Origin of the sequence: Pseudomonas sp. PAMC 26793 (genome assembly GCF_000313235.1) — a bacterium.
GTDB lineage: Bacteria > Pseudomonadota > Gammaproteobacteria > Pseudomonadales > Pseudomonadaceae > Aquipseudomonas > Aquipseudomonas yamanorum.
The window spans coordinates 20,011-44,914 of sequence record NZ_AMXG01000058.1 but is presented as its reverse complement, the minus strand read 5'-3'; the positions used below and the strand labels follow the sequence as shown (position 1 = coordinate 44,914).

The window sequence follows — 24,904 nt, the reverse complement described above, 5'->3', positions numbered from 1 at the left end:
TAGTCGGTTGCGGTGGCTGCATGTGAACCACCGTTCGTTACTGTATGAGGCCCCGGGCGACGATTCGTTGCATCCGGGATGGCGACCCTTCCCCGGCCTAGACCCAGCCACCGTCCACAATGAAGTTCTGTGCGGTGCACATCGCCGAAACATCAGAGGCCAGGAACAGCGCCATATTGGCGATATGTTGCGGCTCCACACTGCCCGGCAGGCACTGGCTGCGGGCGATCAATTCCCGGGCCGCGTCATCCACCCACATCGCCAGTTGTTTCTCGGTCATCACCCAGCCCGGCACCAGCGTATTGACCCGGATCCGGCTCGGGCCCAGTTCCCGCGCCAGGGCCCGGGTCATGCCGTGGGCAGCGGCTTTGCTGGCGGCGTATACCGGGTAGCCGCTGGAAGCCATCATCCAGCCGATGGAGCCCAGGTTGATGATCGACCCACCGCCGGCGGCCTTCATCATCGGCACCACGGCCCGTGCCGCGAAAAAGGCGTGCTTCAGGTTGACCGAAATCAGTTGGTCGAACCGCTCTGAATCAATGTCATCCAGGGTGTGCCGAACGTCGTTGGCGGCGTTGTTCACCAGCACGTCGATCGGCCCAAGGCTCTGCGCCAGGCACGCTATCGCGGCCTTGTAAGCAATCTCGTCGGTGATGTCGCAATGGGCGAATTCGACGGCATGGCCCTCGGCCGACAATATCGCCGCCAAGCGGTCACCCTGCCCTTGCGCCCGGTCCACGAACGCGACCTTGGCCCCCTGGCGTGCGAAGGCACGCACCATCGACTCGCCGATCCCGGAAGCACCACCGGAGATCAACACGGTTTTATCCCGCAGGTCCGGGTACATCGCTTGGGCGCCGGGCTGTTTTTCAGTGTTCATGGGGCAGTCACTCCGCTGTATTTAGTCTTATTTTATATTGCATCTTTCGCGATATTGGCTATAAATCAGCCTTGCAACCGAATAAATAGTAGAACTATTTAATTAACAACAATAAAGGTAGCTCAGTCATGCGGCAATCCCGATTCCTGCTTACCGGCCTCGGCCTCTCCCTGGCGATGGCCAGCCTAGGCGCTCAGGCGGCTGGCTTGTCCAGCGAACACAAACCTTTCGGCAAAACCAACGACGGCACTGCTGTCGAGCAGTACGTGTTGCGCAACAGCCATGGCGTACAAGCCACGGTGATCACCTACGGCGCTGTGTTGCAGTCGCTTAAGGTACCGGACAAACACGGCCAGTTCGCCGACGTGGTACTGGGCTTCGATGACGTCCAGGGCTACCAGGCCGGCACCGCGTTCTTTGGTGCGACCATTGGCCGTTTTGGCAACCGCCTGGCCAAGGGCAGCTTTGAACTGGACGGCAAACGCTATCAAGTGCCCCTCAACGATGGGCCGAACTCGCTGCATGGCGGCCCCCAGGGTTTCGACAAGCACGTGTGGAAAGCCCAGCCGGTCAAGCAAGACGACTCGGTGGGCGTGACCCTGAGCTACCTGTCGAAAGACGGCGAGATGGGCTTTCCCGGCAACCTGAAGGTGGATGTCACCTATAGCCTCAACGACAAAAACGAACTGCACATCGACTACAAGGCCACCACCGACAAACCCACGGTGCTGAACCTCACCAACCACAGTTACTTCAACCTCGCCGGCGCCGGTAACGGTGACGTGCTCAAGCAGCTGGCCACCTTGCACGCCAGCCATTACACACCGGTCAACAGCACCTTGATTCCCACGGGTGAACTGGCGCCGGTGGCCGGTACACCGATGGACTTTCTCAAGCCCACCGCCATCGGCCAGCACATCAAGGACGATCATCCCCAACTGAAATTCGCCGAGCCGAAACAAGGCGGCTTTGACTTCAACTGGGTGCTGGATGCCAAGGGCGATATCGGCAAACTGGCCGCCGACGTTCGTGACCCGCAGTCCGGTCGGCGCTTGCAGCTGTATACCAGCGAACCCGGTGTGCAGTTCTATACCAGCAACTTCCTCGACGGCTCGATCAAGGGTAAAGGCGGCAAACCATATGCCCACTGGAGCGCGTTTACCCTGGAAACCCAGCATTTTCCTGACGGGCCCAACCAGCCGAATTTCCCCTCAACCCGTCTGGATCCCGGCCAGACCTACACCCAAAACACCGTGCTGAAATTCTCCGCCGACTGAATCAGCTTGATCGTTCCCACGCGCAGCGTGGGAACGATCGCAGCTCCCGCAAGGATCAGCGTTGTTTCATACGGTCGATCACCACCGCCAGCAGCAGGATCGAGCCGCGGATCACGTACTGATAGAAGGTGTCGATGTTCTTCAGGTTCATCGCATTCTCGATGATCGCCAGAATCAGCACCCCGGCAATCACGTGGCGAATCATGCCGACCCCGCCGCTCAACGACACCCCGCCCAGCACGCAGGCAGAAATCACCGTCAACTCGAAACCCTGGCCAATCATCGGCTGCCCGGAGGTCATGCGCGAAGCAAGGATCACCCCGGCCAACGCGCCGATCACCCCGTGCACCGCGAAGATGATGATCTTGGTGCGATCGACGTTCACCCCCGCCAGCAACGCGGCTTCCGGGTTGCCGCCGATGGCCATGGTGTTGCGCCCGTAAGTGGTGTAGTTGAGCAGCCAGCCGAAGAACAGGAAACACAGGATCGTGATCAGGATCGGCACCGGCACGCCAAACAACTGGCCGTTGCCGAACACGAAGAACCCGTCCTGGGAGACGCCCACCGCCTTGCCATTGGCAAAGATATAGGCCAGGCCGCGCACAATCTGCATGGTCGCCAGCGTGGTGATAAGCGCATTCACCCGCAACTTGGCGATCACGATTCCGTTGATCAATCCCACCACCAGGCCCATCAGCAGCGCTGCACCGATGCCGAGCAAGACGCTGTCGGTATCGCGCATCACAATTGCCGCCACGACCCCGGCGCAGGCAATCACTGAGCCCACCGACAGGTCGAAATGCCCTGACGCCAGGCAATACAGCATGGTGCACGCGGCAATCCCGGTGGTTGAGATCGCCAGCCCAAGGCCGCGCATATTGAGCGGCGACAGGAAGTTGTCGATCAGCAAGGTGCAGAGCACGAAGATCGCCACCGCGGCCATCAGCATCGCCCAGTTGTCGAGCAGGCTGCGCAGGTCCAGCGGTTTGCGCGCCGTGGGCACAGCCGTGTTTTGGCTTGTCATAGTCACCTCGTCAGTTTCCCTGGCCAGCGGCGCGTTGGCGCGGCAGGGCCATTTGCAGCAAGTTGGATTCATTGGCGTGTTCGCGGCTCATCTCACCGCACATCGCGCCTTCACACAGCACCAGGATGCGGTCGGAAATGCCCATCACCTCCATCAGGTCGCTGGACACCACAATCACCGCAATGCCGCGAGCCGCCAGGTCATGGATGATCTGGTAAATCTCGGCCTTGGCGCCGATATCGATGCCACGGGTAGGCTCGTCGAGCAGCAGGACTTTCATCGGCATCGACAGCCACCGCCCGAGAATCGCCTTTTGCTGATTGCCGCCGGACAGGTACATGATCTTCTGCGCCGCCGTGGGCGTCTTGACCTTCAGCGCCTTGATCTGCGTGGCGGCGTTGTCTTTCTCCCAGCCACCGCGCAACAACCAGCCAAAGCGCGAATGGGCACTGCGCGCGCTGATATTGATGTTCTCGGCGACACTGGACAGCGGCACGATGCCCTCCTTCTTGCGGTCCTCGGGGCACAGCAAAATACCGGCGTCGATGGCGTCACGGGGTGAACGCAGGCGCAGCGCATCGCCGCACAACTCAAGGCTGCCGGCGCTGTTGCGCTCAAGACCGCCCAGCAGCCGCAGCAACTCGGTACGCCCGGCGCCCACCAACCCGAACAGGCCGAGAATCTCCCCCTGGCGCACCTCGAAACTCACCGGTTCACGCAAGCCGGGGCCCAGCAAGCCATTGACCTTGAGGGCCACCGCCCCCCGCTCGCGGGGCCGGTAATCGTAGATGTCTTGAATGTCGCGGCCGACCATGCAGGTCACCAGTTGATCGTGGGTCAGCGTGCTCATGTCCTCGAACGTGCGCACGTAGCGGCCGTCCTTGAACACCGTCACCGCGTTGCAGATGCGGAACACCTCCTCCATGCGATGGGACACGTACAGCACCACTTTGCCCTCGTCCCGCAGGCGACCGATGATTGCCATCAGGCGGTCGATCTCCCGCGCTGACAGGCTGCTGGTGGGTTCGTCGAACGCAATCACATGGGCGCCACGGGACAGCGCTTTGGCGATTTCCACCAACTGGCGCTGGCCCAGGGACAGGCGGCCGACTTTCTCCTGGGGATCGATTTCATCCGCCAGGCCCTTGAGGCACGCCAATGCCTGTTGGCGCAACGCGCTGCGATTGATCAAGCCAAAGCTGGCCGGCAGATGCCCGAGGAACAGGTTTTCGGCGACGCTCATTTCCGGCACCAGGTGCAGCTCCTGGTGGATCACCGCGACGCCGCTGGCGATGCTGTCCGCCGCGCACTTGAAGGCCATGGTGTGCGCGCCGATCTGGACGCTGCCGGTGCTCGGCACATAGGCGCCACCGAGGATTTTCAGCAGCGTGGATTTACCGGCGCCGTTCTCGCCCATCAAGCCGTGGACTTGCCCCGGGTGGGCGCTGAAGCTGATGCCATCCAGCGCCTTGACCCCGGGAAACGCCTTGCCGATACCGTTGAAACACAAGCTGGCGCCGGTGTTGTCGGGTTGTTTCTGTTGCGCGTGCATAACCACCTCGTCACACAGGTCAGGCGGCCCTGTCAGCAGAGCCGCCGGGGAACGTCAGCGGTCTTCAGTTCCACAGACCGATCTTTTCCAGCTCCTGCTTGAAGTTCTCGCGGGTGATCAGCGTCACCTCGTCCATCGCGGTGTACTTCGGTGGTTCCTTGCCGGTGGTGACCCACTCGAACATCATGCTTGCGGTGTTGTAGCCCTCGATGTGCGGGCTGGGCAGCATGGAGCCGAAGAAGCCGCTGTTGGCTTTCTTCAACTCGCCGATGGCGTCGGTGCCGTTGATCCCGATGCCGATGACATTGGCAGCGGCAAAGCCGGCACTTTCGGTGGCGCGTACGCCGCCGAGCACGGTGTTGTCATTCATGCCGCCGATGATCAGGTTTTTCGCGCCGCTGGGCAGTTTCACCAGCGCCGAGTTGGTGGCGTCCATGCTGCCGGGGACGTCGAGGGTCTTGAGGGCGGCATACAGGATGTGGTCGTCCGGAATACCGGCGGCCTTCAGGGATTTGACCGAGCCGTCGGTGCGCTTTTTGCCGGTGTCGAGTTCGTTGTAGGTGTTGATCACGGCATAGGTGTCTTTCCAGTCCCAGCCGCGTTTTTTCGCTTCAGCGGCCATGGCACTGCCCTGCTTCTCGCCCACTTCAAACGCGGCCATGCCCAGGTAAGGCACGTCTTCCATGAAGTTGCCCTTGGCGTCCACAAACCGGTCATCCACGGCGATCACTTTCAAGCCGTTGGCTTTGGCCTTGGCCATGATGGCCGGGCCGAGGGACACGTCCGGCGGGCAAATCACAAAACCCTTGGCGCCGTTGGCCGCCAGGCTGTCGATGGCCGAGAGAGTTTTCTCGCCGTCGGGTACAGCAATCTTGATCACTTCAAAGCCCTTGTCCTTGCCGGCCTTTTCGGCGAAGGCCCACTCGGTCTGGAACCAGGGTTCTTCGGCCTGCTTGACCAGAAAGCCGATCTTCACCGGCTCGGCCGCCAGCAACAGGCTGCTCAGGCTGACGGCGGATACCGCCACAGCGGCGCAGCACAGGGAACGGATACCACGACGACGATTCATAGGGTGACTCCTTGTTGTTGTATTTGAATGCGTTAAACAGCCTGTTGGTTATCCTGCAAAGCGGTAACAGATTTTCCCCGGTACATCGACCTCCATCGCCAGCACCGCACCGTCCAGCGGGTGATCCTGCGGGCTGGCGGCACTGGTGATGTACAAGGTCTTGAGGTCCGGGCCTGCGAACACGCAACTGGTGGGACGGCTGACCGGCAACTCGATCACCCGGTCGACTTCGCCGTCCGGCGTCAGCCGCAGCAGGCAACTGCCGTCCCAGCGGGCGTTCCAGATATAGCCTTCGGCGTCCATGGCCGAGCCGTCCGGGCCACCCCGGGAGTGAGGCCCGAACCAGAGCTGCGCGGGTGCGAGCAGGCCCTCTTGATTAATCGGATATTGATAGAGCGTGCCGTCCAGGCTGTCGCCGAAATGCACATGGGTGGCGGCGTCGTTCCACAGCAAGGTGTTGGGAATCCCCAGGCCTTGCAGCAGCGGCGTGACCTGCCCGTCGGCATCGACCCGGAACAGGCCGCCGGAACGCCGCAGCACCGGCAAGTCTTCACCCTGCTCGCCGATGTTGTTCTGCATGGTGCCCAGCCACAGCCGGCCCTGGGCATCGCAACGGGCTTCGTTGGCACGGTTGCCCGGTTGCGGGTCGGCGACGCAGAGCAAGGTCAGGCGTGGATCCCTCGGCGCTGAATCGAGGTCGAGGCGATACACGCCACTGCTCAGGGTCACCAGCGCATCGCCGCTGGCACATGGGATAAAGGCCGAGACGGGCTCAGGCAGTTGCCAGCTGTGCAGTTGCCCGCCTTTCAGGCGTAACGCCTGCTGGCCGATGATATCCACCCAATACAGCGCCTGGCCCTGCTGGTCCCAGAACGGGCCTTCGCCCAGCCGAGCGCGGTGCGGTGTGACGGCATTCCACGACATGAAACCTCCTGCTTTCTTGTTGTTTTCAGGTGGTACCGGTTACAGCGCGTCCCGCGACGGCTGCCCATCTACCAGACGCTGAATGCGCAACGGGTTGGCATTCTTCAGCGCGTCGGGGAGCAGGCTATCAGGGTAGTTCTGAAAGCACACAGGTCGCAGAAAACGCTCGATTGCCAGGGTGCCCACCGAGGTGCCACGGGCATCGGACGTTGCAGGGTACGGCCCGCCGTGGACCATCGCGTCACACACCTCGACGCCCGTGGGGTAACCGTTGAGCAGGATGCGGCCGACCTTTTGTTCCAGCAGCGGCGTCAACTCACCAAACTGGGTGAAATCCGCCTGCTCGCCAATGATCGTCGCCGTCAGTTGGCCATGCAGGCCGTGCAACGCAGCACTCAATTGCGCCTGATCGGCGACTTCCACGAACACGGTGGTGGGGCCGAACACTTCTTCCTGCAGCACTTCATCGCCGTTGATCAGCAGGCGGGCATCCGCTTTGAACAGCTGTGGCTGCGCCTGATTGCCGGCCTGCGCCTGGCCCGCCAGGTGCTCGATGCCAGGATGGGCGAGCAGTGTGTGCAGGCCTTTGCCGTAGCTGCTCAAGGTGCCGGCATTGAGCATGGTTTGCGCCGGTTGGTCGCCGATCAGTTGGGCGACCTGTTGGGTGAAGGCTGTGAACGCTGGCGATGCAATCCCGATCACCAGGCCTGGGTTCGTGCAGAACTGGCCACACCCTTGCACTACCGACGCCACCAGGTCGCGGGCGATGGTGTCTGCCCGGGTTTGCAGGGCCTGGGGCAAGACGATCACCGGGTTGATGCTGGACATCTCGGCGAACACCGGGATCGGTTGCGGACGTGCCGCCGCCATATCACACAGGGCCCGGCCCCCCTTGAGCGAGCCGGTGAAACCCACGGCGCGGATCGCCGGGTGCTTGACCAGTGCTTCACCCACCCCGCCGCCGAAGATCATATTGAACACGCCGTCGGGCATCCCGGTGCTCTGCGCCGCCCGCAGGATTGCATCGGCGACACGCTCGGCAGTGGCCATGTGGCCGCTGTGGGCCTTGAACACCACCGGGCAGCCGGCCGCCAGCGCGGCGGCGGTGTCACCTCCGGCAGTGGAAAAGGCCAAGGGAAAATTGCTTGCGCCGAACACCGCGACCGGCCCGAGACCGATGCGGTATTGGCGCAAGTCCGGGCGTGGCAAGGGCTGACGATCCGGCAGCGCCAGATCGATCCGCGCCCCGTAGAAATCACCGCGCCGCAGCACCTTGGCGAACAGCCGCATCTGGCCGCTGGTGCGGCCGCGTTCGCCCTGGATACGTCCGGCGGGCAATGCCGTTTCGCGGCAGACCAGGGCGATAAAGTCATCGCCAAGGACGTCCAGCTCATCGGCTATCGCCTCCAGGAACGACGCACGATGTTGCGCGCTCAGGCTGCGATAAGCCGGGTAAGCCGCTGCTGCGGCGTTGGCTGCCGCGTCGACTTCCTGCGCCGTCGCCTGGTAGAAATCATAGGGCAACGCTTCGCCGGTAGTGGCGTCGACGCTGTGCAGTGTGACGCTGCCGGCAGCGCTGCGCTGGCCGCCGATGTAGTTGTGGCCGTAAATCCGGGTCATGCCTGTCTCCTTCAAAGGGTGCCTATGCCGCCAGGTGCCACGCCGCCATTGGCCACGGCAATGCCGTTGATCAAGGGCGCGCCGAATTCGGCCTGGCTGATTTCAAACACATCGCCTGGCTGGGTACGAATGCCGTCGGCAAACGACAAGGTTGCGGTGCCGAAAAAGTGGATATGCACATCACCTGGGCGCAGGAACTGGGTGTATTTGAAATGGTGGTATTCAAGGTTCTCGAGGCTGTGGCACATGTTGGCTTCGCCACTGAGGAATTCGTGCTGCCACAGCACCTCGCCGTTGCGCAGGATACGGCTGGTGCCCGCCAGGTGCTGGGGCAGTTCACCCAGGCGCAATTCGGGACCATAGCTGCAACTGCGCAATTTGGAGTGTGCCAGGTACAGGTAATTCTTGCGTTCCATCACGTGGTCGGAAAACTCGTTGCCCACCGCGTAGCCCAGGCGATACGGCTTGCTGTCGTGACCAATTACGTACAGCCCGGCAATTTCCGGCTCTTCACCGGCGTCTTCGGCAAACGCCGGCCACGGGAATGGCTGGCCCGGGCGCACCACAATGCTGCCGTCGCCTTTGTAGAACCACTCCGGTTGTACACCGGTCTGGCCAGAAGCGGGCTTGCCGCCCTCCACGCCCCATTTGAAGATGCGCATGCTGTCGGTCATCGCACTCTCGTCACTGGCGTTCTGGTGCATCTTGTCCCGCGCCGACGCACTGCCCAAGTGGGTCAAGCCAGTACCGCTGACCAGCGTGTGCGCCGGGTCCGGGTGATCCAGCGGTGGCAGGATCCTGTGCCCGGCCAGCAGTTCGGCATAGGCGTGGCGCTCGCCCAGGCCGAGGTGGTCTATGTGCTGTTGCAAGGTCACGCCGGCCTCGATGGCGGCGAGTGCCAGGTCGCGTACCGTGCGTGCGGCGCGCACCTCGCGTACCTGATCGCCCTCGACCACGCCGACCCGGCGTTCGCCGTTGTTCAATTCAAACTGCACTAAACCCATGAGTGTTCTCCTGATTGCCAATTAAGTACGGGTGGCGCCACGGGCGCTGGCGGCGAACTGGTCCGGCGGCAGTACGTGCTTGCGCTCCAACAGCCGATAGACCACAGCCGTCAGCACCACCCCGAACAGCATCACGCACGCCAGGAAGTACAGGCCCGACGCAAGGTTGCCGGTGTACTCCTTGAGGGCGCCGATCACGAACGGCCCGATGTAGCCGCCGAGGTTGCCCACCGAGTTGATCAAGGCGATGCCCGCCGCTGCACTCGCGCCGGCAAAGAAACGTCCCGGCAAGGTCCAGAACACCGCCGTGCAAGAGAACAGCGCGAACGCCACCAGGCACAGCGCTGCCAGTTGCCACAGCGGCGCTGTCAGCCAGGCGCTGAGGAACAGGCCGATGGCGCCCAACACGTAGAGCACCGCGAGGTGGCCGTAGCGATCATTCAGGCGATCGGAACTGCGCGGGACGATCAGCAGACCGATGATCCCGAAGATGTAGGGCACCGCCGACACAAACCCGGTGGTCAGGTCGCTGCCGCCGAACTGCTTGATCAAGGTCGGCAGCCACAGGCCCAGGCCATAAATGCTCAAGGTCACCGGCAGGTAGAACAGCGCCAGCAGCAACACGCGTTTGTCCTTCAGGGCATGCAGCGGGTTGCCGTGCCGGGTCTGGCCGTAGGCTTGCAGGTCTTTGGCCAGCTCGCCGGTGAGCCAGTCCTTCTCGGCCTGGTCCATCCATTTGACCTGTTGCGGGCCGTCCGGCAGGTAACGCAGCACCGGCCAGGTCAGCAGGATCGCCGGGGTGCCGATGACGATGAACAACCACTGCCAGCCGTGCAGGCCGAGGATCCCGTCCATGCCGAGCAAGCCGCCCGCCACGGGGCCGGTGATCATCATGGCGATGGGCTGGGACAGGATGAACAACCCGAGGATCTTGCCGCGATGACGCACCGGGAACCACTGGGTGATGTAGTAGAGGACGCCCGGGAAGAACCCGGCCTCGGCGGCGCCCAGCAGAAAGCGCATCACATAGAAACTGTGGGGACCCTGGACGAACGCCATGCCGATGGTGATGGCGCCCCAGGTGACCATGATCCGCGCAAACCAGCGCCGGGCACCGAAACGGTCGAGCATCAGGTTGCTGGGGATTTCCAACAGGAAGTAACCAATAAAGAACAGCCCTGCCCCCAAGCCATACGCCGCATCGCCGATGCCGACATCCGCGCCCATGTGCAATTTGGCGAAGCCCACGGCCGAGCGATCCACGTAGGCAATCAGGTACAGCAAGATCAGGAAGGGAATCAGTTTCAGCGTGATGCGACGTATCAGCCGCTGTTCCTGGCTCATGTGAGCAGTCTCCGATTGTTATTTTTATAGAGCGTTGCGGGTCGCCTCTCGCGAAAAACCGCCAGGGCCAGGCCTCGTTGAATCGGACTATATAGTAATACTATTTAATCAACAATACTTCCAAAGCTTCGAATTTGCGCCTATGTTAAGCCAGGATTAGATCGATATAGTCTTACAATAAGAGAGTCAGCCATGTCCGAGAAAAAGCCCGTCCTGCGCTCCGCCAGCTGGTTTGGTACCGCCGACAAAAACGGCTTCATGTACCGCAGCTGGATGAAAAACCAGGGAATTGCCGATCATCAGTTCCATGGCAAGCCGATCATCGGGATCTGCAACACCTGGTCGGAACTGACGCCCTGCAACGCGCACTTCCGCCAGATTGCCGAGCATGTGAAACGCGGCGTGATCGAAGCCGGTGGCTTTCCCGTGGAGTTCCCGGTGTTTTCCAACGGCGAATCGAACCTGCGCCCCACGGCGATGCTCACCCGCAACCTGGCCAGCATGGACGTGGAGGAAGCCATACGCGGCAACCCCATCGACGGCGTGGTGCTGCTGACCGGCTGTGACAAAACCACCCCGGCGCTATTGATGGGTGCCGCCAGTTGCGACGTGCCGGCAATCGTTGTCACCGGCGGGCCGATGCTCAACGGCAAGCACAAGGGCCAGGACATCGGCTCGGGTACCGTGGTGTGGCAGCTCAGCGAACAGGTCAAGGCGGGCACCATCACCCTCGACGATTTCCTCGCGGCCGAAGGCGGCATGTCCCGCTCGGCGGGCACCTGCAACACCATGGGCACCGCCTCGACCATGGCCTGTATGGCCGAAGCCCTCGGCACTTCCCTGCCCCACAACGCGGCGATTCCGGCGGTGGACGCGCGGCGTTATGTGCTGGCGCACATGTCCGGCATGCGTGCGGTGGAGATGGTGCGTGAAGACTTGAAACTGTCGAAGATCCTGACCAAGGAGGCGTTCGAAAACGCGATCCGTGTCAACGCAGCCATCGGCGGCTCCACCAACGCGGTGATTCACCTGAAAGCCATCGCCGGGCGTATCGGCGTCGAGCTCGACCTGGACGACTGGACCCGCATGGGGCGCGGCATGCCGACCATCGTCGACCTGCAACCGTCCGGGCGCTTCCTGATGGAAGAGTTCTACTACGCCGGCGGCCTGCCGGCGGTGCTGCGCCGCCTCGGTGAAGCCAATCTGATCCCGCACCCGAACGCCTTGACCGTCAACGGCAAGTCCCTTGGGGAAAACACCCGGGAAGCGCCGATCTACGGCCAGGACGAAGTGATCCGCACCCTCGACAATCCGATCCGCGCCGACGGCGGCATTTGTGTGCTGCGGGGCAACCTCGCGCCACTCGGTGCAGTACTCAAGCCTTCGGCTGCCAGCCCCGAACTGATGCAGCATCGCGGGCGTGCAGTCGTATTCGAGAACTTCGACATGTACAAGGAGCGGATCAACGACCCGGAGCTGGACGTGGATGCCAACTCGATCCTGGTGATGAAAAACTGCGGGCCCAAGGGTTACCCGGGCATGGCGGAAGTCGGCAACATGGGCTTGCCGGCGAAACTGCTGGCCCAGGGCGTGACCGACATGGTGCGGATTTCCGATGCACGCATGAGCGGCACGGCCTACGGCACCGTGGTGCTGCACGTGGCACCGGAAGCCGCGGCCGGCGGTCCATTGGCGACGGTCAAGGAAGGCGACTGGATCGAACTCGATTGCGCCAACGGCCGCCTGCACCTGGACATCCCGGACGCCGAACTGGCGGCGCGTATGGCCGACCTCGCGCCGCCGCAGCAGCTGATTGTCGGGGGCTACCGGCAGTTGTACATCGACCATGTACTGCAGGCAGACCAGGGCTGCGACTTCGACTTCCTGGTGGGCTGCCGTGGTGCGGAAGTGCCGCGTCATTCCCACTAATTGGGACGGGAGCAGTGCTATGATGCCGCGTATTTCGCCAGAGTAGCCTCCCTGTTATGGATCAGCAGCCGACCAAGCCGCGCAAGAGCATGCACGCCCAAATCGTTCAGGACTTGGGCATGCACATCGTTTCCGGACGCTTCAAGCCGGAAGAACGATTGCCCATGGAGGCCACCTTGTGCGAGGAGTACAAGGTCAGCCGCTCGGTATTGCGTGAGGCGACTCGGGTGCTGAGCGCCAAGGGCCTGGTGATGTCCAAGCCCAAGGTCGGCGCCGTGGTGCGCCCTCGGGTGCAGTGGCACTTGCTGGACCCGGACGTGCTGTCCTGGCTGATGCAGTCGACGCCCCACAGCGAGTTTTTCAATACCCTGGCCGGTGTACGCCGGATCCTCGAGCCGGAAATCGCCGCCATGGCCGCGACCACCGCCACCGACGCCGACATTGCCATCATCGAAAAAGCCTACCTCGGCATGGAAACTGCCAATACCCACGACGCGCTGTTACAGGCCGACCTGGACTTCCACCGCGCAATTGCCGATGCCACCCGCAACGACTTGCTGGCCTACATGTGCAACATGCTGTCGCTGCCACTTCGCGAGTCCATCAACATCACCAACCGCCGCCCCGACATCCAGGGCCTCAGCCTGCCCCGGCACAAGGCGATCCTCACCGCGATCAAGAACCGTGACGCCCTCGGCGCACGGCATGCCTCCCTGGTGCAACTGGACGATACCCGGGTGGCGCTGGACACCGTGATGAATGTGCTGACGCCGCTGTAGGCCAGGCAACCCACCGTCAAGATCGAGGCCGCCCTTGGATTACTTCGCTGCGTTAACCGCCTTTGTCGAAGCCGCCGAGGGCAATAACTTCTCCCGCGCCGCCGACCGGCTTGGCATCAAGGCCTCCACGGTTTCCCGTTACGTGAAGGACCTTGAACAGGACCTCGGCATCGCCTTGTTCAACCGCTCTACGCGCACGCTGCACCTGACTGAGGGTGGCCAGACGTTTCTGATGCACGCACGCCGGGTACTGGATGAACTCGAACAAGCCAAGGCCGCCACCTCCGCACTGAACGAACAACCACGGGGCGTACTCAAGCTCAACCTGCCGCCCGCCTTTGCCCGTCACCATATCCTTCCCACCTTGAATGCCTTCCTGGCCCGCTACCCGCAGATCAAGCTGGAACTGGTGCTGGACGACAGCCACGTCAACCTGATTCATGCCGGCGCCGACTTGGCGATCCGCATTGGCACCCTGGCGGATTCCACGTTGAAGGCACGCAAGATCTGCGATGAGCGCTATCGGCTGGTGGCCAGCCCGGCGTTTTGCCGGGAGTATCCGGCGCCGTCCGCGCCTTCGGAACTGGCGGCGCTGCCGGTGATTCTGGGGCGGGATATCGCGGCGGATATCGCGTTTGCCAACGGGCATGAGGTGTCGCCGCTGGTGCACAAAGACGCTATCCGGATCAACGACCTCGACGCACAGCTGATCGCCGCGCAACAAGGCCTGGGGTTTGCCTTGCTGCCCGATTGGCTGGTGGCCAAGGGCATTGAGGCCGGCGAGCTGGAGTTGTGGCTGCCAGAGTGGACTGTCCGGATCGCCGGCCGTGAACCGGCGGTGTGGTTCGTCTATCCACCCAAGCGCATCGTGTCTTCCAAAGTGCGGTGCTTCATCGACTTTATCGTCGAGCAGTTGGGCGAAACACCGCACTGGAAACGGCTCAACTGAAGCGGATATCCAGCGACCGCAGGTAGGTTTGCAGCCCGGCGTCCTGGATCGGAATCAGGAAAGCTTCAGTGTCGGACTCGTTGAAGTGAGCATGCCAGTAGCCTGGGGGAGTGACGAACGCCAGCCCCGGGGACCAGTCGACCCGCACCGGATTGCGGATTTGGCCATCGGCGTCCAGTTCGGTGCCCACCAGCGAGTAGCAACCCTTTGGGCAATCGATGATGAAATCCAGCGCAATCGACTGGTGCCGGTGCGGCTTTTGAATCGACCCGGCGGGCAGGATGCCGTACATCGCCCACAGCACATGGGTCACGGTACGGGTCTGCGGGAAGTGGCGATTGCCCAGCAGGATGCTGATACGGCTGCGGTCCTGGGCGCGGGGATCATCGGCGGCTTCGCGCAGTTTTGCGTTGGCCAGTGCTGCGGGATACAGCGTCGGCACGAAGCGATCGGTGCTGCGAGTCACGCCCAGGTAACGCAACAGCGGCTCATCGTGCACGTAGTACAGGCGCGCATCCTCAGAAGCACTGAACTGCGCTTGCTGCAGGCCTGGCAGCGCGATGAAGCAGCCTTTGGACCATTCGATGCGGTGCTCGCCCTGGACCACACTGCCCTCCCCGGCGATGACATAAAACACCTGTGAGGTGGCGTTGGGTTGCAGCTCCAGCGTGTCGCCTGCGTTCAGGCGCATGAAGTTCGCACACAGCCCCGGCCCGGTCGCAGGGCCTTCGCAGCCCAGTGCCTCGCTGAGGTCCAGCGGGACCACCCGGGACGGGCCGCTGTCATACAGCGAGGCCGGGAAGCTGTGGTAGGGAATGCGAGTGATCAGGTTGGCGCTGATGGGGTTGGCGGCCTTGCTGTATTCGAAGTACTCAGCGTCGAGCAGGTGCAGGGGTTGGGTATCGGTCACATCAGGCTTGAATTCGCTGTTCATTATGATCACCTCAATCTACGGCTGGATTTCGCAACGGCCCGTGGGGCGTTGCGGCGGTGAGAGAACTATAGGCATTCGGCGGTGGTGGATTAATCCCTCATCTTGCACAGCAGTTGTGCGAAATGGGGCAGGCACGAAATCGTCTCGGTGTATTGATAGTTCGATCCAGCCAACTATCAAAGTGCCACTTTATAAATCAGTTAAATATATATACATCAGCGCCCATAAAAAATCCGCCGCAGAGACTGCGGCGGCAAACCAAAGGATGTTGTCGAAGCAGAGCGGCTAAGACACGGTTAAAGTTACAGCAGCGTGGGCCAGAGCCTAGTGAATTTTAATTAATCGAGTTTAACCAAGCCTTCACTGGTTCTTTAACTTAAGCAACTATTGGCGATTAATCTATCCGGGCAAATAACAACCAGAGTTAAGCAAACACGGTTGATCGTGGACTCCCCGTTTACTTTGCTGTAACGCTGGAAAGGCCCGAGTTTGCCCCGAGCTCTTTTTTCAGGGACGATACCGGCCTTATGTCTTCCACCCTGCAAGAGACCCCCATGGCCAACCACGACCTCGCCTTCACCCCCGACCTCGACCCGGATTCCATCTCCTCCGACGTCATCGGCTTCAACGGTATTCTCGTCTCCACGCAAATCCCTACCCGCGCCGACGGCAGCCTCGAACTGGGCGACATCACCCTGCAAAGCGCATGCACCCTGCAAGCCCTCAAGGTGGCCCTGGAACGTGCCGGCAGTTCGATCGACCGGGTCATGCACCTGACCATTTATCTGACCGACATGGCCGACCGCGCCGCGTTCAACGAAGTCTACAAGCGCTACTTCGCCAAGCCTTGGCCGGTGCGTGCGGCGGTTGGTGTTGCCGCCCTGGCCGTAGAAGGCATGCGAGTGGAAGTCACGGCGATGGCCGCCAAGGGTTGAGCCAAACGCTCTATATCAACCAACGATGATCAAATGTGGGAGCTGTCGAGCCCCAGCGAGGCTGCGATGGGATCGCCTCGGTGTAACTGATACACCGCGGTGTCTGCATCGCGGGCAAGCCCGGCTCCCACAGTTGAGTGCGTTCCAACTTGGGAGGCTTGATAGATGTCGATCAGGCATTTCACAGCTACAATGCCCGCCTCCGTGACAAGCCTGACTAAAAAAACTATGTCCTTGCCCAAGCATCACCTGGAATTGCTCAGCCCTGCCCGCGATGTTGCCATCGCCCGCGAGGCCATCCTGCATGGCGCCGACGCCGTGTACATCGGCGGCCCGAGTTTCGGCGCGCGCCATAACGCCTGCAACGACGTGAGCGATATCGCGCAGTTGGTGGAGTTCGCCCGGCGCTACCATGCGCGGGTGTTCACCACCATCAACACGATCCTGCACGACAACGAGCTGGAGCCGGCGCGCAAGCTGATCCACGAGCTTTACGATGCCGGCGTCGACGCGCTGATCGTCCAGGACCTGGGGGTGATGGAGCTGGATATCCCGCCCATCGAACTGCACGCCAGCACCCAGACCGACATCCGCACTTTGGGCCGGGCAAAGTTCCTCGACCAGGCCGGGTTCTCGCAACTGGTGTTGGCCCGTGAGCTGAACCTGCAAGAGATCCGGGCGATTGCCGATGAAACCGATGCCGCCATCGAGTTTTTCATCCACGGCGCCTTGTGCGTGGCCTTCTCCGGCCAGTGCAACATCTCCCACGCCCAGAATGGCCGCAGCGCCAACCGCGGCGATTGCTCCCAGGCCTGCCGCCTGCCCTACACCTTGAAAGATGACCAGGGCCGTGTGGTTGCCTTTGAAAAGCACCTGTTGTCGATGAAAGACAACAACCAGAGCGCCAACCTGCGCGCCCTGGTGGATGCCGGCGTGCGTTCATTCAAGATCGAAGGCCGCTACAAGGACATGGGCTATGTGAAGAACATCACCGCCTATTACCGTCAGCGCCTGGACGAGATTCTCGAAGACCGCCCGGACCTGGCTCGCGCTTCCAGCGGTCGCACTGCGCATTTCTTCCTGCCGGACCCGGAAAAGACCTTCCACCGTGGCAGCACCGACTACTTCGTCACCGACCGCAAGGTCGACATTGGCGCCTTCGACACCCCAACCTTTACCGGCCTGCCGGTGGGTGTGGTGGAGAAAGCCGGCAAGCGTGACTTGCAAGTGATCACCCATGAGCCGCTGTCCAACGGCGACGGCCTCAATGTGCTGATCAAGCGCGAAGTGGTGGGTTTCCGCGCGAACATCGCCGAGCCAAAAGGCGAGTTCGAAGAAGACGGCGAGAAGCGCTACCGCTACCGCGTCGAGCCCAATGAGATGCCGGCTGGCCTGCATCAACTGCGGCCGAATCATCCGTTGAACCGCAACCTGGACCATAACTGGCAGCAGGCTTTGCTGAAGACTTCCGCCGAGCGCCGTATCGGTGTGTCCTGGGCGGCTCGCCTGCAGGAAGACCGCCTGGAACTGACCGTCACCAGCGAAGAAGGCATGAGCGCCAGCGTCGCCCTGCCCGGTCCGTTTGGCGTGGCCAACAAGCCGGAACAGGCCCTGGAAACCCTGCGGGACTTGCTGGGCCAGCTGGGCACCACCCAGTACCACGCCACCGCGATCGAGCTGGATGCACCACAGGCGTTCTTCATCCCGAACTCGCAGCTCAAGGCCTTGCGCCGTGAAGTGATCGAGGCGCTGACCGAGGCGCGTATCCAGGCTCACCCACGGGGCGGCCGCAAGGCGGAAACCACGCCGCCGCCGGTGTACCCGGAATCGCACCTGTCGTTCCTGGCCAACGTCTACAACCAGAAGGCCCGCGACTTCTATCACCGCCATGGCGTGCAACTGATCGACGCGGCGTACGAAGCCCACGAAGAAACCGGCGAAGTGCCGGTGATGATCACCAAGCACTGCCTGCGCTTCTCGTTCAACCTCTGCCCTAAACAGGCCAAGGGTGTGACGGGGGTGAAGACCAAAGTCGCGCCAATGCAGCTGATTCACGGCGATGAAGTGCTGACGCTGAAGTTCGACTGCAAGCCGTGCGAGATGCATGTGATCGGCAAGATCAAGGGCCACATCCTCGGCCTGCCGCAGCCGGGCAGCGTGGTGGGTTATATCAGCCCGGACGACCTGCTCAAGACCATCCCGCGCGGCGCACACTGAGTCGCCGGTGAGCGTCATGCTACGGCGTGACGCTCACCGCTGTTTTCGAACGCCACCACCAACCCCGCTGCAACCCTGCCGCCGCCAGCAGAATCGCCGCCACGCCCAGCCATTGCAGCCAGCCCAGGCGGTGCCCAAAGGCAATCCAGTCGACGAAGATTGCCGCGATCGGGTAGATAAACGACAGCGCGCCGGTGATTGCCGTCGGTAACTTCTGGATCGCGCCATACAGCAATACGTACATCAAGCCGGTGTGCACCACGCCCAGCGTCAACAGTGCCGCCCAAGCATCCATCGATGCAGACAGGCTGTGCCACTGCATCAGCGGTACCAGCAACAAGGCGCCCGTGCTCACCTGGATCAACGCCATCAAATGTGGCGGCACTTCCTTCAGGCGCTTGATGATCAGCGCCGCAATCGCATACAGAAACGCCGCGCCCAGGGCCAATGCCACACCCACCAGGTAGTCATCCCCAGTGTTTTGCTGACTGCCATGGGCGGTGACGATCGCGAGCATTCCCACGAACGCCATGCTCAGCCAGGCGAGCTTCTGCACGGTGATTTTCTCGCCCAGGAACACCGCCGCCAGCAGCACCAGCATGAACGGCTGGACGTTATACACCGCCGTGCTGATGGAGATTGAAGCCCGAGCATAAGACTCGAACAGCAGCAACCAATTGCCCACAATCGCCACGCCGCTGAGCATCGCCAGCCCGAGCTTGGTGTAGCTCAGCAAGTCCAGGCGCAGATACCCCAGCAACCCGCACACCACCAGCAACGTCAGCGCGCCGATCACGCAGCGCCAGAACACCACTTCGACCACCGGCACGCCCGACACCAGCACGAACCAGCCGATGGTGCCGGATATGAGCATGGCGGCGACCATTTCCCATGAACCGCGACGTATGGATTTGTCCATGATTGAGCTCCTCAAGTGAGGCTCAATTATGGCAATCTGGCCGATAGCGACTCCAGATTCTAAATAAGGCGAACCTAGCATTTCGCCTATTCTTATTAGGCAAACCTGAGCAATCGCTTTCGGAGCGACCATGATTGACAGCATTGACCAGCAACTGATTGCCGCGCTGATGGATGATTCGCGTCTGTCCCTCAAGGCATTGGCGGGCATCACCGGCCTCTCCTCCCCCAGTGTCGGTGAGCGACTGCGGCGCCTGGAAGAGCGCGGCGTCTTGAAGAACTACACCGTGGACATTGACCCCAAGCATTTTGGCTATCTACTGCAAGCCATCGTGCGCATTCGCCCGCTGCCCGGGAAACTGCAGGAAGTGGAGCGCCAGATCCAGGCAATCCCGGAGTTCACCGAATGCGACAAGGTGACCGGCGATGACTGCTTCATCGCACGTCTGCACGTGCGCACCATGGACCAACTGGACACCCTGCTTGACCGGCTCAATGCGTATGCCGAAACCAACACCGCCATCGTCAAGAAAACCCCGGTCAAACGCCGGTTGCCGCCATTGGGGGATTCGTGATTTTGAGTCACTGATGCAGTGACGGGATCGCTATTCTGTCCATACAGTGCGGTGTTTATGCTTGATCCACCCATTGGAACAACAGGCGTAAACACCATGTATGTCATCACCGGAATCACAGGCAAAGTCGGCGGCGCCCTGGCGCGCTTTCTCCTCAACGATCGTCAACCCGTACGCGCAGTCATTCGCGATGCCCGCAAAGGCGCCGAATGGGCCGCCCTCGGTTGCGAGGTCGCCATCGCCAATATGGACGATGCCGCCGCCCTCACCGAAGCATTCAAGGGCGCCACTGGCGTGTTCATCCTGCCGCCTTCGGATTTTGATCCGGAGCCCGGCTTCCCCGAGGCGCGCAAGGTGATTGCCGCCGTTGCCCAAGCCATCGAGGCGGCGGCACCGCAAAAAGTGGTGTGCCTGTCGACCATAGGCGCCCAGGCCGAACACCTTAACCTGCTGACCCAACGCACGCTGATGGAACAGGCGCTAAGCGCGCTGAACGTTCCGGTGACCTTCCTGCGCCCGGGCTGGTTTATGGAAAACGCCGCCTATGACATCGCCACGGCCCGTCAACACGGGGTGATCCACAGCTTCCTGCAACCGCTGGACAAAACCGTACCGATGATCGCCACCGCCGACGTCGGCCGCCTCGCCGCCCAACTGCTGCTGCAACACTGGACTGGCCGCCGTGTGGTTGAGCTGGAAGGTCAGAGGGTCAGCCCGAAAGACATCGCCCGCACCTTGACCGAAGTGCTTGGTCGCGGTGTGACTGCACAGGTGGTGCCTCGCGATGCGTGGGAGCCGATGTTTCGTGAGCAAGGCGCGCAGAATCCAATGCCGCGCATGCGCATGATTGATGGGTTTAACGAAGGTTGGATCTGCTTTGAGCAGGCGGACGTGGTCAAGGGTGAGACCACGTTGCTCAAGGTGCTGCGCGAACTGGCTGCCAACGTCTAAACCTGGGCTGGAGGGCTTTTTGTGGCGAGGGGGCTTGCTCCCGCTGGAGTGCGAAGCGCTCCCACGATTTTTGGGGCCGCTGCGCAGCCCAGCGGGAGCAAGCTCCCTCGCCACACGCTGAGTTTTCGATCAGTTACGCCCGGCAGTCACGCCGCGATCGAAGGACAAGGCATCGCGCTAGGCCGCAGCGTCATGGTGCGCGACGACCTGGCATCCGGGCGTCTGATCCGCCCGTTTGGCGAGGTCAAAAGCGCCGTGGCCCTGGCCTACGATATTGTGTTCCGGCCAGAGTCTAGCGAGCTGGCAAAAGTACAGGTGTTCCGCGACTGGTTATTGACCCAGGCTGCTACATAGATCGCAGACAACTGGTTTTTTCAGATAAACCGAGGTGATGCCATCGCAGCGATGCGGCGACCCGACAAGCCAGCTCCCACATTTGACCGTGCCCGCTTTAGATTTTGCCTTTGCTTTTAACACTCAAGCCGGCCGGTAGGCCGCTGTGCTCTTGATCTTGCTTTTGATCTTGATCTTAGGCGCCCCGTTAAACCACGCTGGCCGAACGCAGGCTTTGGAGCGTGGGTAACCCGGCAGGACGCCGGGTTAGCCGTCCTGGGCCAGGGATGGCCCATGACGGCGGCCCACGGTCCAAAGCCGGAGTGAGGGCACTCCGAGCCTAGGCGAGGAGCCGAGTGGTGGGGCAAGAGCGTTTTGCTTACTTTTGCGCTTTTCAAAAGTGAGCCGCTGTAAGAGCGGAACCCTAGGCGGCCGTTACCTAAATAACGGATATACACCCATCCAACTCAGCCCCAACACAAATGTCACCTCTGAAATCAGGCCAGGCTTTCGTCAATCACCAACACCAGCTTCCCGGAAATCTGATTAGTCGCCAGCTCAGCAAACGCAGCCTCGGCATCCTTGATCGGAAATGTCTTGGCCAATTGCGGACTCAAACGGCCCTCGGCAAACAACGGCCAAACATGCTGGCTCAAGTCGCTGAACAGGTCAGCCTTGAACTGATCATCCCGGCTACGCAACGTCGACCCCAACACCTGCACACGCTTGGCCAACACCTGCGCCAGGTCGATCTGCGCCTCACGGCCGCCCATCAACCCAATCAACACCCAACGGCCATCACGCGCCGCCAGCTTGAGATTCAGCGCCGCGTAATTCCCCCCCACCGGGTCAAGAATCACATCGAACGGTCCAAAATCCCTCAAGCCCTCGATGCCGTCAGTACGTACCACACCCCCCTGAGCCCCCAGCGCCTCACAGTACGCCAGGCGATCCGCCGACCCCACGCTGACCCAACACGGGCTACCAAACGCCTTGCACAACTGAATCGCCGCCGACCCCACGCCACTGGCGCCAGCATGCAACAGCACCTTCTCCCCAGGCTTGAGGCCCGCCAGCTGGAACAGATTCAGCCACGCAGTGCTGTACACCTCGGGCAACCCGGCCGCTTCCACCAGGGACACGCCCTCCGGCACCGGCAGCACATGACGCGCGTCCACCACCACTTCCTCGGCCATCCCGCCACCAGCCAGCAAGGCGCAAACACGATCACCCACCTGCCACGACGAACCAGCGCCGACTTCGCTGATCACCCCGGAACACTCCAGGCCCAACACCTGACTGGCGCCAGGAGGCGGTGGATAGAGCCCTGAACGCTGTAATAAATCCGCCCGATTCAGGCCCGCAGCCGCCACACGAATGCGAACTTGGCCTACATCACATGTAGGACTCGGCTCGTCTTGCCACTCCACATGACCTTCAACGCCTTGCAATGCTTTCACAGTGCCTCCATAGTGAGTCTGGACTGAGCCCGTTGCTGTAGCGCCGGGCTTTTTGCATTATGCGACCGGCCCATATGGAACCGGCGACTTCAAAGACGGCCTAATATGCGTTATCAATTGCCCCCGCGTCGAATCAGCATGAAGCATCTGTTCCCCAGCACCGCCCTCGCTCTTTTTATTGGTATCGGCCTTCTGCCGCTATCGAGCAATACGTTCGCAGCCAACAGCTGGGACAATCTTCAGCCTGATCGCGATGAGGTGATTGCCAGCCTTAACGTCGTTGAGTTGCTCAAGCGCCACCATTACAGCAAGCCGCCGCTGGACGACGCTCGCTCGGTGATCATTTACGACAGCTACCTCAAGCTGTTGGATCCCTCGCGCAGCTATTTCCTGGCCAGCGACATCACCGAGTTCGACAAGTGGAAGACGCAGTTCGACGACTTCCTCAAGAGCGGTGACCTGCAGCCCGGCTTCACCATCTACAAGCGTTACCTGGACCGCGTCAAAGCGCGTCTGGACTTCGCCATTGGTGAGCTGAACAAGGGCGTCGACCAGTTCGACTTCACCAAGAAAGAGACCTTGCTGGTTGACCGCAAGGACGCTCCTTGGCTGACCACCGAAGCCGAACTGGACGACCTGTGGCGCAAACGCGTCAAGGATGAGGTCCTGCGCTACAAGATCTCAGGCAAAGACCCGAAGGCCATTCAGGAACTGTTGACCAAGCGCTACAAGAATCAGCTGGCACGTCTGGACCAGACCCGTGCCGAAGATATCTTCCAGGCCTACATCAACACCTTCGCGATGTCCTACGACCCGCACACCAATTATCTGTCGCCAGATAACGCAGAAAATTTCGATATCAATATGAGTCTGTCGCTGGAAGGCATCGGTGCCGTCCTGCAAAGCGATAACGACCAGGTGAAAATCGTGCGTCTGGTGCCGGCAGGTCCGGCCGACAAGACCAAGCAGGTTGCTCCGGCCGACAAGATCATCGGTGTGGCCCAGGCCGACAAAGAGATGGTCGATGTAGTCGGCTGGCGTTTGGATGAAGTGGTCAAGCTGATCCGCGGTCCGAAAGGCAGCGTGGTGCGCCTGGAATTGATTCCGCACACCAACGCGCCGAACGACCAGACCAGCAAGATCGTGTCCATCACCCGTGAAGCGGTGAAGCTCGAAGACCAGGCCGTCCAGAAGCAAGTCCTCAACCTCAAGCAGGATGGCAAGGACTACAAGCTGGGCGTGGTGGTGATCCCCGCGTTCTACCTAGACTTCAAAGCGTTCCGCGCCGGTGATCCGGACTACAAGAGCACCACCCGCGACGTTAAGAAAATCCTGACAGAGTTGCAGAAAGAAAAAGTCGACGGCGTGGTCATCGACCTGCGCAACAACGGCGGCGGTTCCCTGCAGGAAGCCACCGAGCTGACCAGTCTGTTTATCGACAAGGGTCCGACCGTGCTGGTGCGTAACGCTGACGGCCGTGTGGACGTGCTGGAAGACGAGAACCCGGGTGCCTTCTACAAAGGGCCGATGGCGTTGCTGGTCAACCGCCTCTCGGCATCCGCCTCGGAGATTTTTGCCGGCGCGATGCAGGACTATCACCGTGCGCTGATCATCGGCGGCCAGACCTTCGGCAAAGGTACCGTGCAGACCATCCAGCCGCTGAACCATGGCGAGCTGAAACTGACCCTGGCCAAGTTCTACCGGGTTTCCGGGCAGAGCACCCAGCATCAGGGCGTACTGCCGGATGTCGATTTCCCGTCGATCATCGACACCAAGGAAATCGGCGAGAGCGCACTGCCTGAGGCCATGCCGTGGGACACCATCCGCCCTGCGATCAAGCCTGCGGTAGACCCGTTCAAACCGTACATCGCACAGCTGAAAGCTGATCACGAAGCCCGCTCCGCCAAGGATGCCGAGTTCATCTTTATCCGCGACAAGCTGGCCCTGGCCAAGAAGTTGATGGAAGAGAAAACCGTCAGCCTCAACGAAGCCGACCGTCGTGCGCAGCACACCGACATCGAGAATCAGCAACTGGTGCTGGAGAACGCCCGCCGCAAGGCCAAAGGCGAAGCCCCACTCAAGGAACTGAAGAAAGAAGACGAAGACGCGATCGCCGCCGAGCCTGATAAAACCAAGCCGGAAGATGATGCCTACCTGAGCGAGACCGGGCGCATCCTGCTGGACTACTTGAAAATCAGTAAGACGGTGGCCAAACAGTAAATGATGGCAA

General features: G+C 61.4%; 21 protein-coding genes. 10 read left to right on the top strand and 11 right to left on the bottom strand.

Going from position 1 to position 24,904, the window contains the following annotated elements; all coding sequences use genetic code 11:
- Positions 1-97: 97 nt before the first annotated feature.
- Positions 98-880, bottom strand: coding sequence for an SDR family NAD(P)-dependent oxidoreductase (locus D109_RS0130710; protein ID WP_017480283.1), 783 nt, complete (start codon positions 878-880; stop codon positions 98-100).
- 128 nt (positions 881-1,008) lie between these two features.
- Between D109_RS0130710 and D109_RS0130705 the strand changes: the two genes are divergently transcribed.
- Entirely contained in the window at positions 1,009-2,157 is a 1,149-nt protein-coding gene (locus D109_RS0130705; protein ID WP_017480282.1) for an aldose epimerase family protein, read from the top strand.
- A gap of 55 nt (positions 2,158-2,212) precedes the next feature.
- On the opposite strand, the gene araH is transcribed toward D109_RS0130705, so the two are convergent.
- From araH to D109_RS0130670, 7 genes are all read right to left on the bottom strand, one after another.
- Positions 2,213-3,181 carry an L-arabinose ABC transporter permease AraH gene (araH, locus tag D109_RS0130700; RefSeq protein ID WP_017480281.1) on the bottom strand — a complete coding sequence of 323 codons (969 nt, stop codon included), beginning with the start codon at positions 3,179-3,181 and terminating at the stop codon, positions 2,213-2,215.
- Between the two features lie 10 nt (positions 3,182-3,191).
- A complete protein-coding gene (gene araG, locus D109_RS0130695; protein ID WP_017480280.1) occupies positions 3,192-4,733 on the bottom strand; it encodes an L-arabinose ABC transporter ATP-binding protein AraG in 1,542 nt (513 codons plus the stop codon).
- Between the two features lie 64 nt (positions 4,734-4,797).
- Positions 4,798-5,802 (bottom strand): substrate-binding domain-containing protein, encoded by a 1,005-nt coding sequence (locus D109_RS0130690; RefSeq protein ID WP_017480279.1) that lies wholly within the window; start codon positions 5,800-5,802, stop codon positions 4,798-4,800.
- 48 nt (positions 5,803-5,850) lie between these two features.
- Complete coding sequence (locus D109_RS0130685) at positions 5,851-6,726, bottom strand: SMP-30/gluconolactonase/LRE family protein (protein ID WP_017480278.1); 876 nt, start codon at positions 6,724-6,726, stop codon at positions 5,851-5,853.
- A 39-nt stretch (positions 6,727-6,765) separates the two neighbouring features.
- Positions 6,766-8,346 carry an aldehyde dehydrogenase (NADP(+)) gene (locus D109_RS0130680; RefSeq protein ID WP_017480277.1) on the bottom strand — a complete coding sequence of 527 codons (1,581 nt, stop codon included), beginning with the start codon at positions 8,344-8,346 and terminating at the stop codon, positions 6,766-6,768.
- 11 nt (positions 8,347-8,357) lie between these two features.
- Positions 8,358-9,350 carry an AraD1 family protein gene (gene araD1, locus D109_RS0130675; RefSeq protein WP_017480276.1) on the bottom strand — a complete coding sequence of 331 codons (993 nt, stop codon included), beginning with the start codon at positions 9,348-9,350 and terminating at the stop codon, positions 8,358-8,360.
- A gap of 21 nt (positions 9,351-9,371) precedes the next feature.
- Positions 9,372-10,694 (bottom strand): MFS transporter, encoded by a 1,323-nt coding sequence (locus D109_RS0130670; protein WP_017480275.1) that lies wholly within the window; start codon positions 10,692-10,694, stop codon positions 9,372-9,374.
- Between the two features lie 192 nt (positions 10,695-10,886).
- Between D109_RS0130670 and D109_RS0130665 the strand changes: the two genes are divergently transcribed.
- The 3 genes from D109_RS0130665 to D109_RS0130655 are packed head-to-tail and all read left to right on the top strand — an operon-like array spanning position 10,887 to position 14,351.
- Positions 10,887-12,623, top strand: coding sequence for an IlvD/Edd family dehydratase (locus D109_RS0130665; RefSeq protein WP_017480274.1), 1,737 nt, complete (start codon positions 10,887-10,889; stop codon positions 12,621-12,623).
- Positions 12,624-12,679: 56 nt separating this feature from the next.
- Positions 12,680-13,402 carry a FadR/GntR family transcriptional regulator gene (locus tag D109_RS0130660; RefSeq protein ID WP_017480273.1) on the top strand — a complete coding sequence of 241 codons (723 nt, stop codon included), beginning with the start codon at positions 12,680-12,682 and terminating at the stop codon, positions 13,400-13,402.
- Positions 13,403-13,436: 34 nt separating this feature from the next.
- Entirely contained in the window at positions 13,437-14,351 is a 915-nt protein-coding gene (locus tag D109_RS0130655) for a LysR family transcriptional regulator (protein WP_017480272.1), read from the top strand.
- Here D109_RS0130655 and D109_RS0130650 read toward each other — a convergent pair.
- Positions 14,344-15,285, bottom strand: a complete 942-nt coding sequence (locus D109_RS0130650; RefSeq protein WP_017480271.1) for a cupin — start codon at positions 15,283-15,285, stop codon at positions 14,344-14,346. The genes D109_RS0130655 and D109_RS0130650 overlap by 8 nt on opposite strands.
- Positions 15,286-15,839: 554 nt before the next feature.
- Between D109_RS0130650 and D109_RS0130645 the strand changes: the two genes are divergently transcribed.
- Positions 15,840-16,220 (top strand): RidA family protein, encoded by a 381-nt coding sequence (locus tag D109_RS0130645; protein ID WP_017480270.1) that lies wholly within the window; start codon positions 15,840-15,842, stop codon positions 16,218-16,220.
- 228 nt (positions 16,221-16,448) lie between these two features.
- Positions 16,449-18,437, top strand: a complete 1,989-nt coding sequence (locus tag D109_RS0130635) for a U32 family peptidase (RefSeq protein ID WP_017480269.1) — start codon at positions 16,449-16,451, stop codon at positions 18,435-18,437.
- Between the two features lie 19 nt (positions 18,438-18,456).
- On the opposite strand, the gene D109_RS0130630 is transcribed toward D109_RS0130635, so the two are convergent.
- The gene (locus tag D109_RS0130630) at positions 18,457-19,356 is read right to left on the bottom strand and encodes a DMT family transporter (RefSeq protein ID WP_017480268.1); all 900 of its coding nucleotides are present in this window, start codon (positions 19,354-19,356) and stop codon (positions 18,457-18,459) included.
- Between the two features lie 130 nt (positions 19,357-19,486).
- Here D109_RS0130630 and D109_RS0130625 point away from each other — a divergent pair, with 130 nt between their 5' ends.
- The 3 genes from D109_RS0130625 to D109_RS1000000133525 all read left to right on the top strand — a co-directional run bounded on the left by D109_RS0130625 (position 19,487) and on the right by D109_RS1000000133525 (position 21,235).
- Positions 19,487-19,930: an Lrp/AsnC family transcriptional regulator gene (locus D109_RS0130625; RefSeq protein WP_008433323.1), complete on the top strand. Its 444-nt coding sequence runs from the start codon at positions 19,487-19,489 to the stop codon at positions 19,928-19,930.
- Between the two features lie 96 nt (positions 19,931-20,026).
- Positions 20,027-20,881, top strand: a complete 855-nt coding sequence (locus D109_RS0130620) for an NmrA family NAD(P)-binding protein (RefSeq protein ID WP_017480267.1) — start codon at positions 20,027-20,029, stop codon at positions 20,879-20,881.
- A gap of 21 nt (positions 20,882-20,902) precedes the next feature.
- Positions 20,903-21,235: a LysR substrate-binding domain-containing protein gene (locus D109_RS1000000133525; RefSeq protein ID WP_017480266.1), complete on the top strand. Its 333-nt coding sequence runs from the start codon at positions 20,903-20,905 to the stop codon at positions 21,233-21,235.
- Between the two features lie 476 nt (positions 21,236-21,711).
- Here D109_RS1000000133525 and D109_RS0130610 read toward each other — a convergent pair whose 3' ends face one another.
- Positions 21,712-22,674, bottom strand: a complete 963-nt coding sequence (locus D109_RS0130610; RefSeq protein ID WP_026078324.1) for a zinc-binding dehydrogenase — start codon at positions 22,672-22,674, stop codon at positions 21,712-21,714.
- 105 nt (positions 22,675-22,779) lie between these two features.
- Here D109_RS0130610 and D109_RS0130605 point away from each other — a divergent pair, with 105 nt between their 5' ends.
- Positions 22,780-24,894 carry a carboxy terminal-processing peptidase gene (locus tag D109_RS0130605; protein ID WP_017480264.1) on the top strand — a complete coding sequence of 705 codons (2,115 nt, stop codon included), beginning with the start codon at positions 22,780-22,782 and terminating at the stop codon, positions 24,892-24,894.
- The last annotated feature ends 10 nt before the right edge of the window (positions 24,895-24,904 follow it).

Coding starts and splice junctions, on each gene's coding strand:
- D109_RS0130605 (WP_017480264.1), top strand. CDS start 22,780: ATGCGTTATCAATTGCCCCCGCGTCGAATCAGCATGAAGCATCTGTTC.
- araH (WP_017480281.1), bottom strand. CDS start 3,181: ATGACAAGCCAAAACACGGCTGTGCCCACGGCGCGCAAACCGCTGGAC.
- D109_RS0130630 (WP_017480268.1), bottom strand. CDS start 19,356: ATGGACAAATCCATACGTCGCGGTTCATGGGAAATGGTCGCCGCCATG.
- D109_RS0130625 (WP_008433323.1), top strand. CDS start 19,487: ATGATTGACAGCATTGACCAGCAACTGATTGCCGCGCTGATGGATGAT.
- D109_RS0130680 (WP_017480277.1), bottom strand. CDS start 8,346: ATGACCCGGATTTACGGCCACAACTACATCGGCGGCCAGCGCAGCGCT.
- D109_RS0130660 (WP_017480273.1), top strand. CDS start 12,680: ATGGATCAGCAGCCGACCAAGCCGCGCAAGAGCATGCACGCCCAAATC.
- D109_RS0130635 (WP_017480269.1), top strand. CDS start 16,449: ATGTCCTTGCCCAAGCATCACCTGGAATTGCTCAGCCCTGCCCGCGAT.
- araG (WP_017480280.1), bottom strand. CDS start 4,733: ATGCACGCGCAACAGAAACAACCCGACAACACCGGCGCCAGCTTGTGT.
- D109_RS0130710 (WP_017480283.1), bottom strand. CDS start 880: ATGAACACTGAAAAACAGCCCGGCGCCCAAGCGATGTACCCGGACCTG.
- D109_RS0130645 (WP_017480270.1), top strand. CDS start 15,840: ATGGCCAACCACGACCTCGCCTTCACCCCCGACCTCGACCCGGATTCC.
- araD1 (WP_017480276.1), bottom strand. CDS start 9,350: ATGGGTTTAGTGCAGTTTGAATTGAACAACGGCGAACGCCGGGTCGGC.
- D109_RS0130650 (WP_017480271.1), bottom strand. CDS start 15,285: ATGAACAGCGAATTCAAGCCTGATGTGACCGATACCCAACCCCTGCAC.
- D109_RS0130620 (WP_017480267.1), top strand. CDS start 20,027: ATGTATGTCATCACCGGAATCACAGGCAAAGTCGGCGGCGCCCTGGCG.
- D109_RS0130665 (WP_017480274.1), top strand. CDS start 10,887: ATGTCCGAGAAAAAGCCCGTCCTGCGCTCCGCCAGCTGGTTTGGTACC.
- D109_RS0130685 (WP_017480278.1), bottom strand. CDS start 6,726: ATGTCGTGGAATGCCGTCACACCGCACCGCGCTCGGCTGGGCGAAGGC.
- D109_RS0130670 (WP_017480275.1), bottom strand. CDS start 10,694: ATGAGCCAGGAACAGCGGCTGATACGTCGCATCACGCTGAAACTGATT.
- D109_RS0130690 (WP_017480279.1), bottom strand. CDS start 5,802: ATGAATCGTCGTCGTGGTATCCGTTCCCTGTGCTGCGCCGCTGTGGCG.
- D109_RS0130705 (WP_017480282.1), top strand. CDS start 1,009: ATGCGGCAATCCCGATTCCTGCTTACCGGCCTCGGCCTCTCCCTGGCG.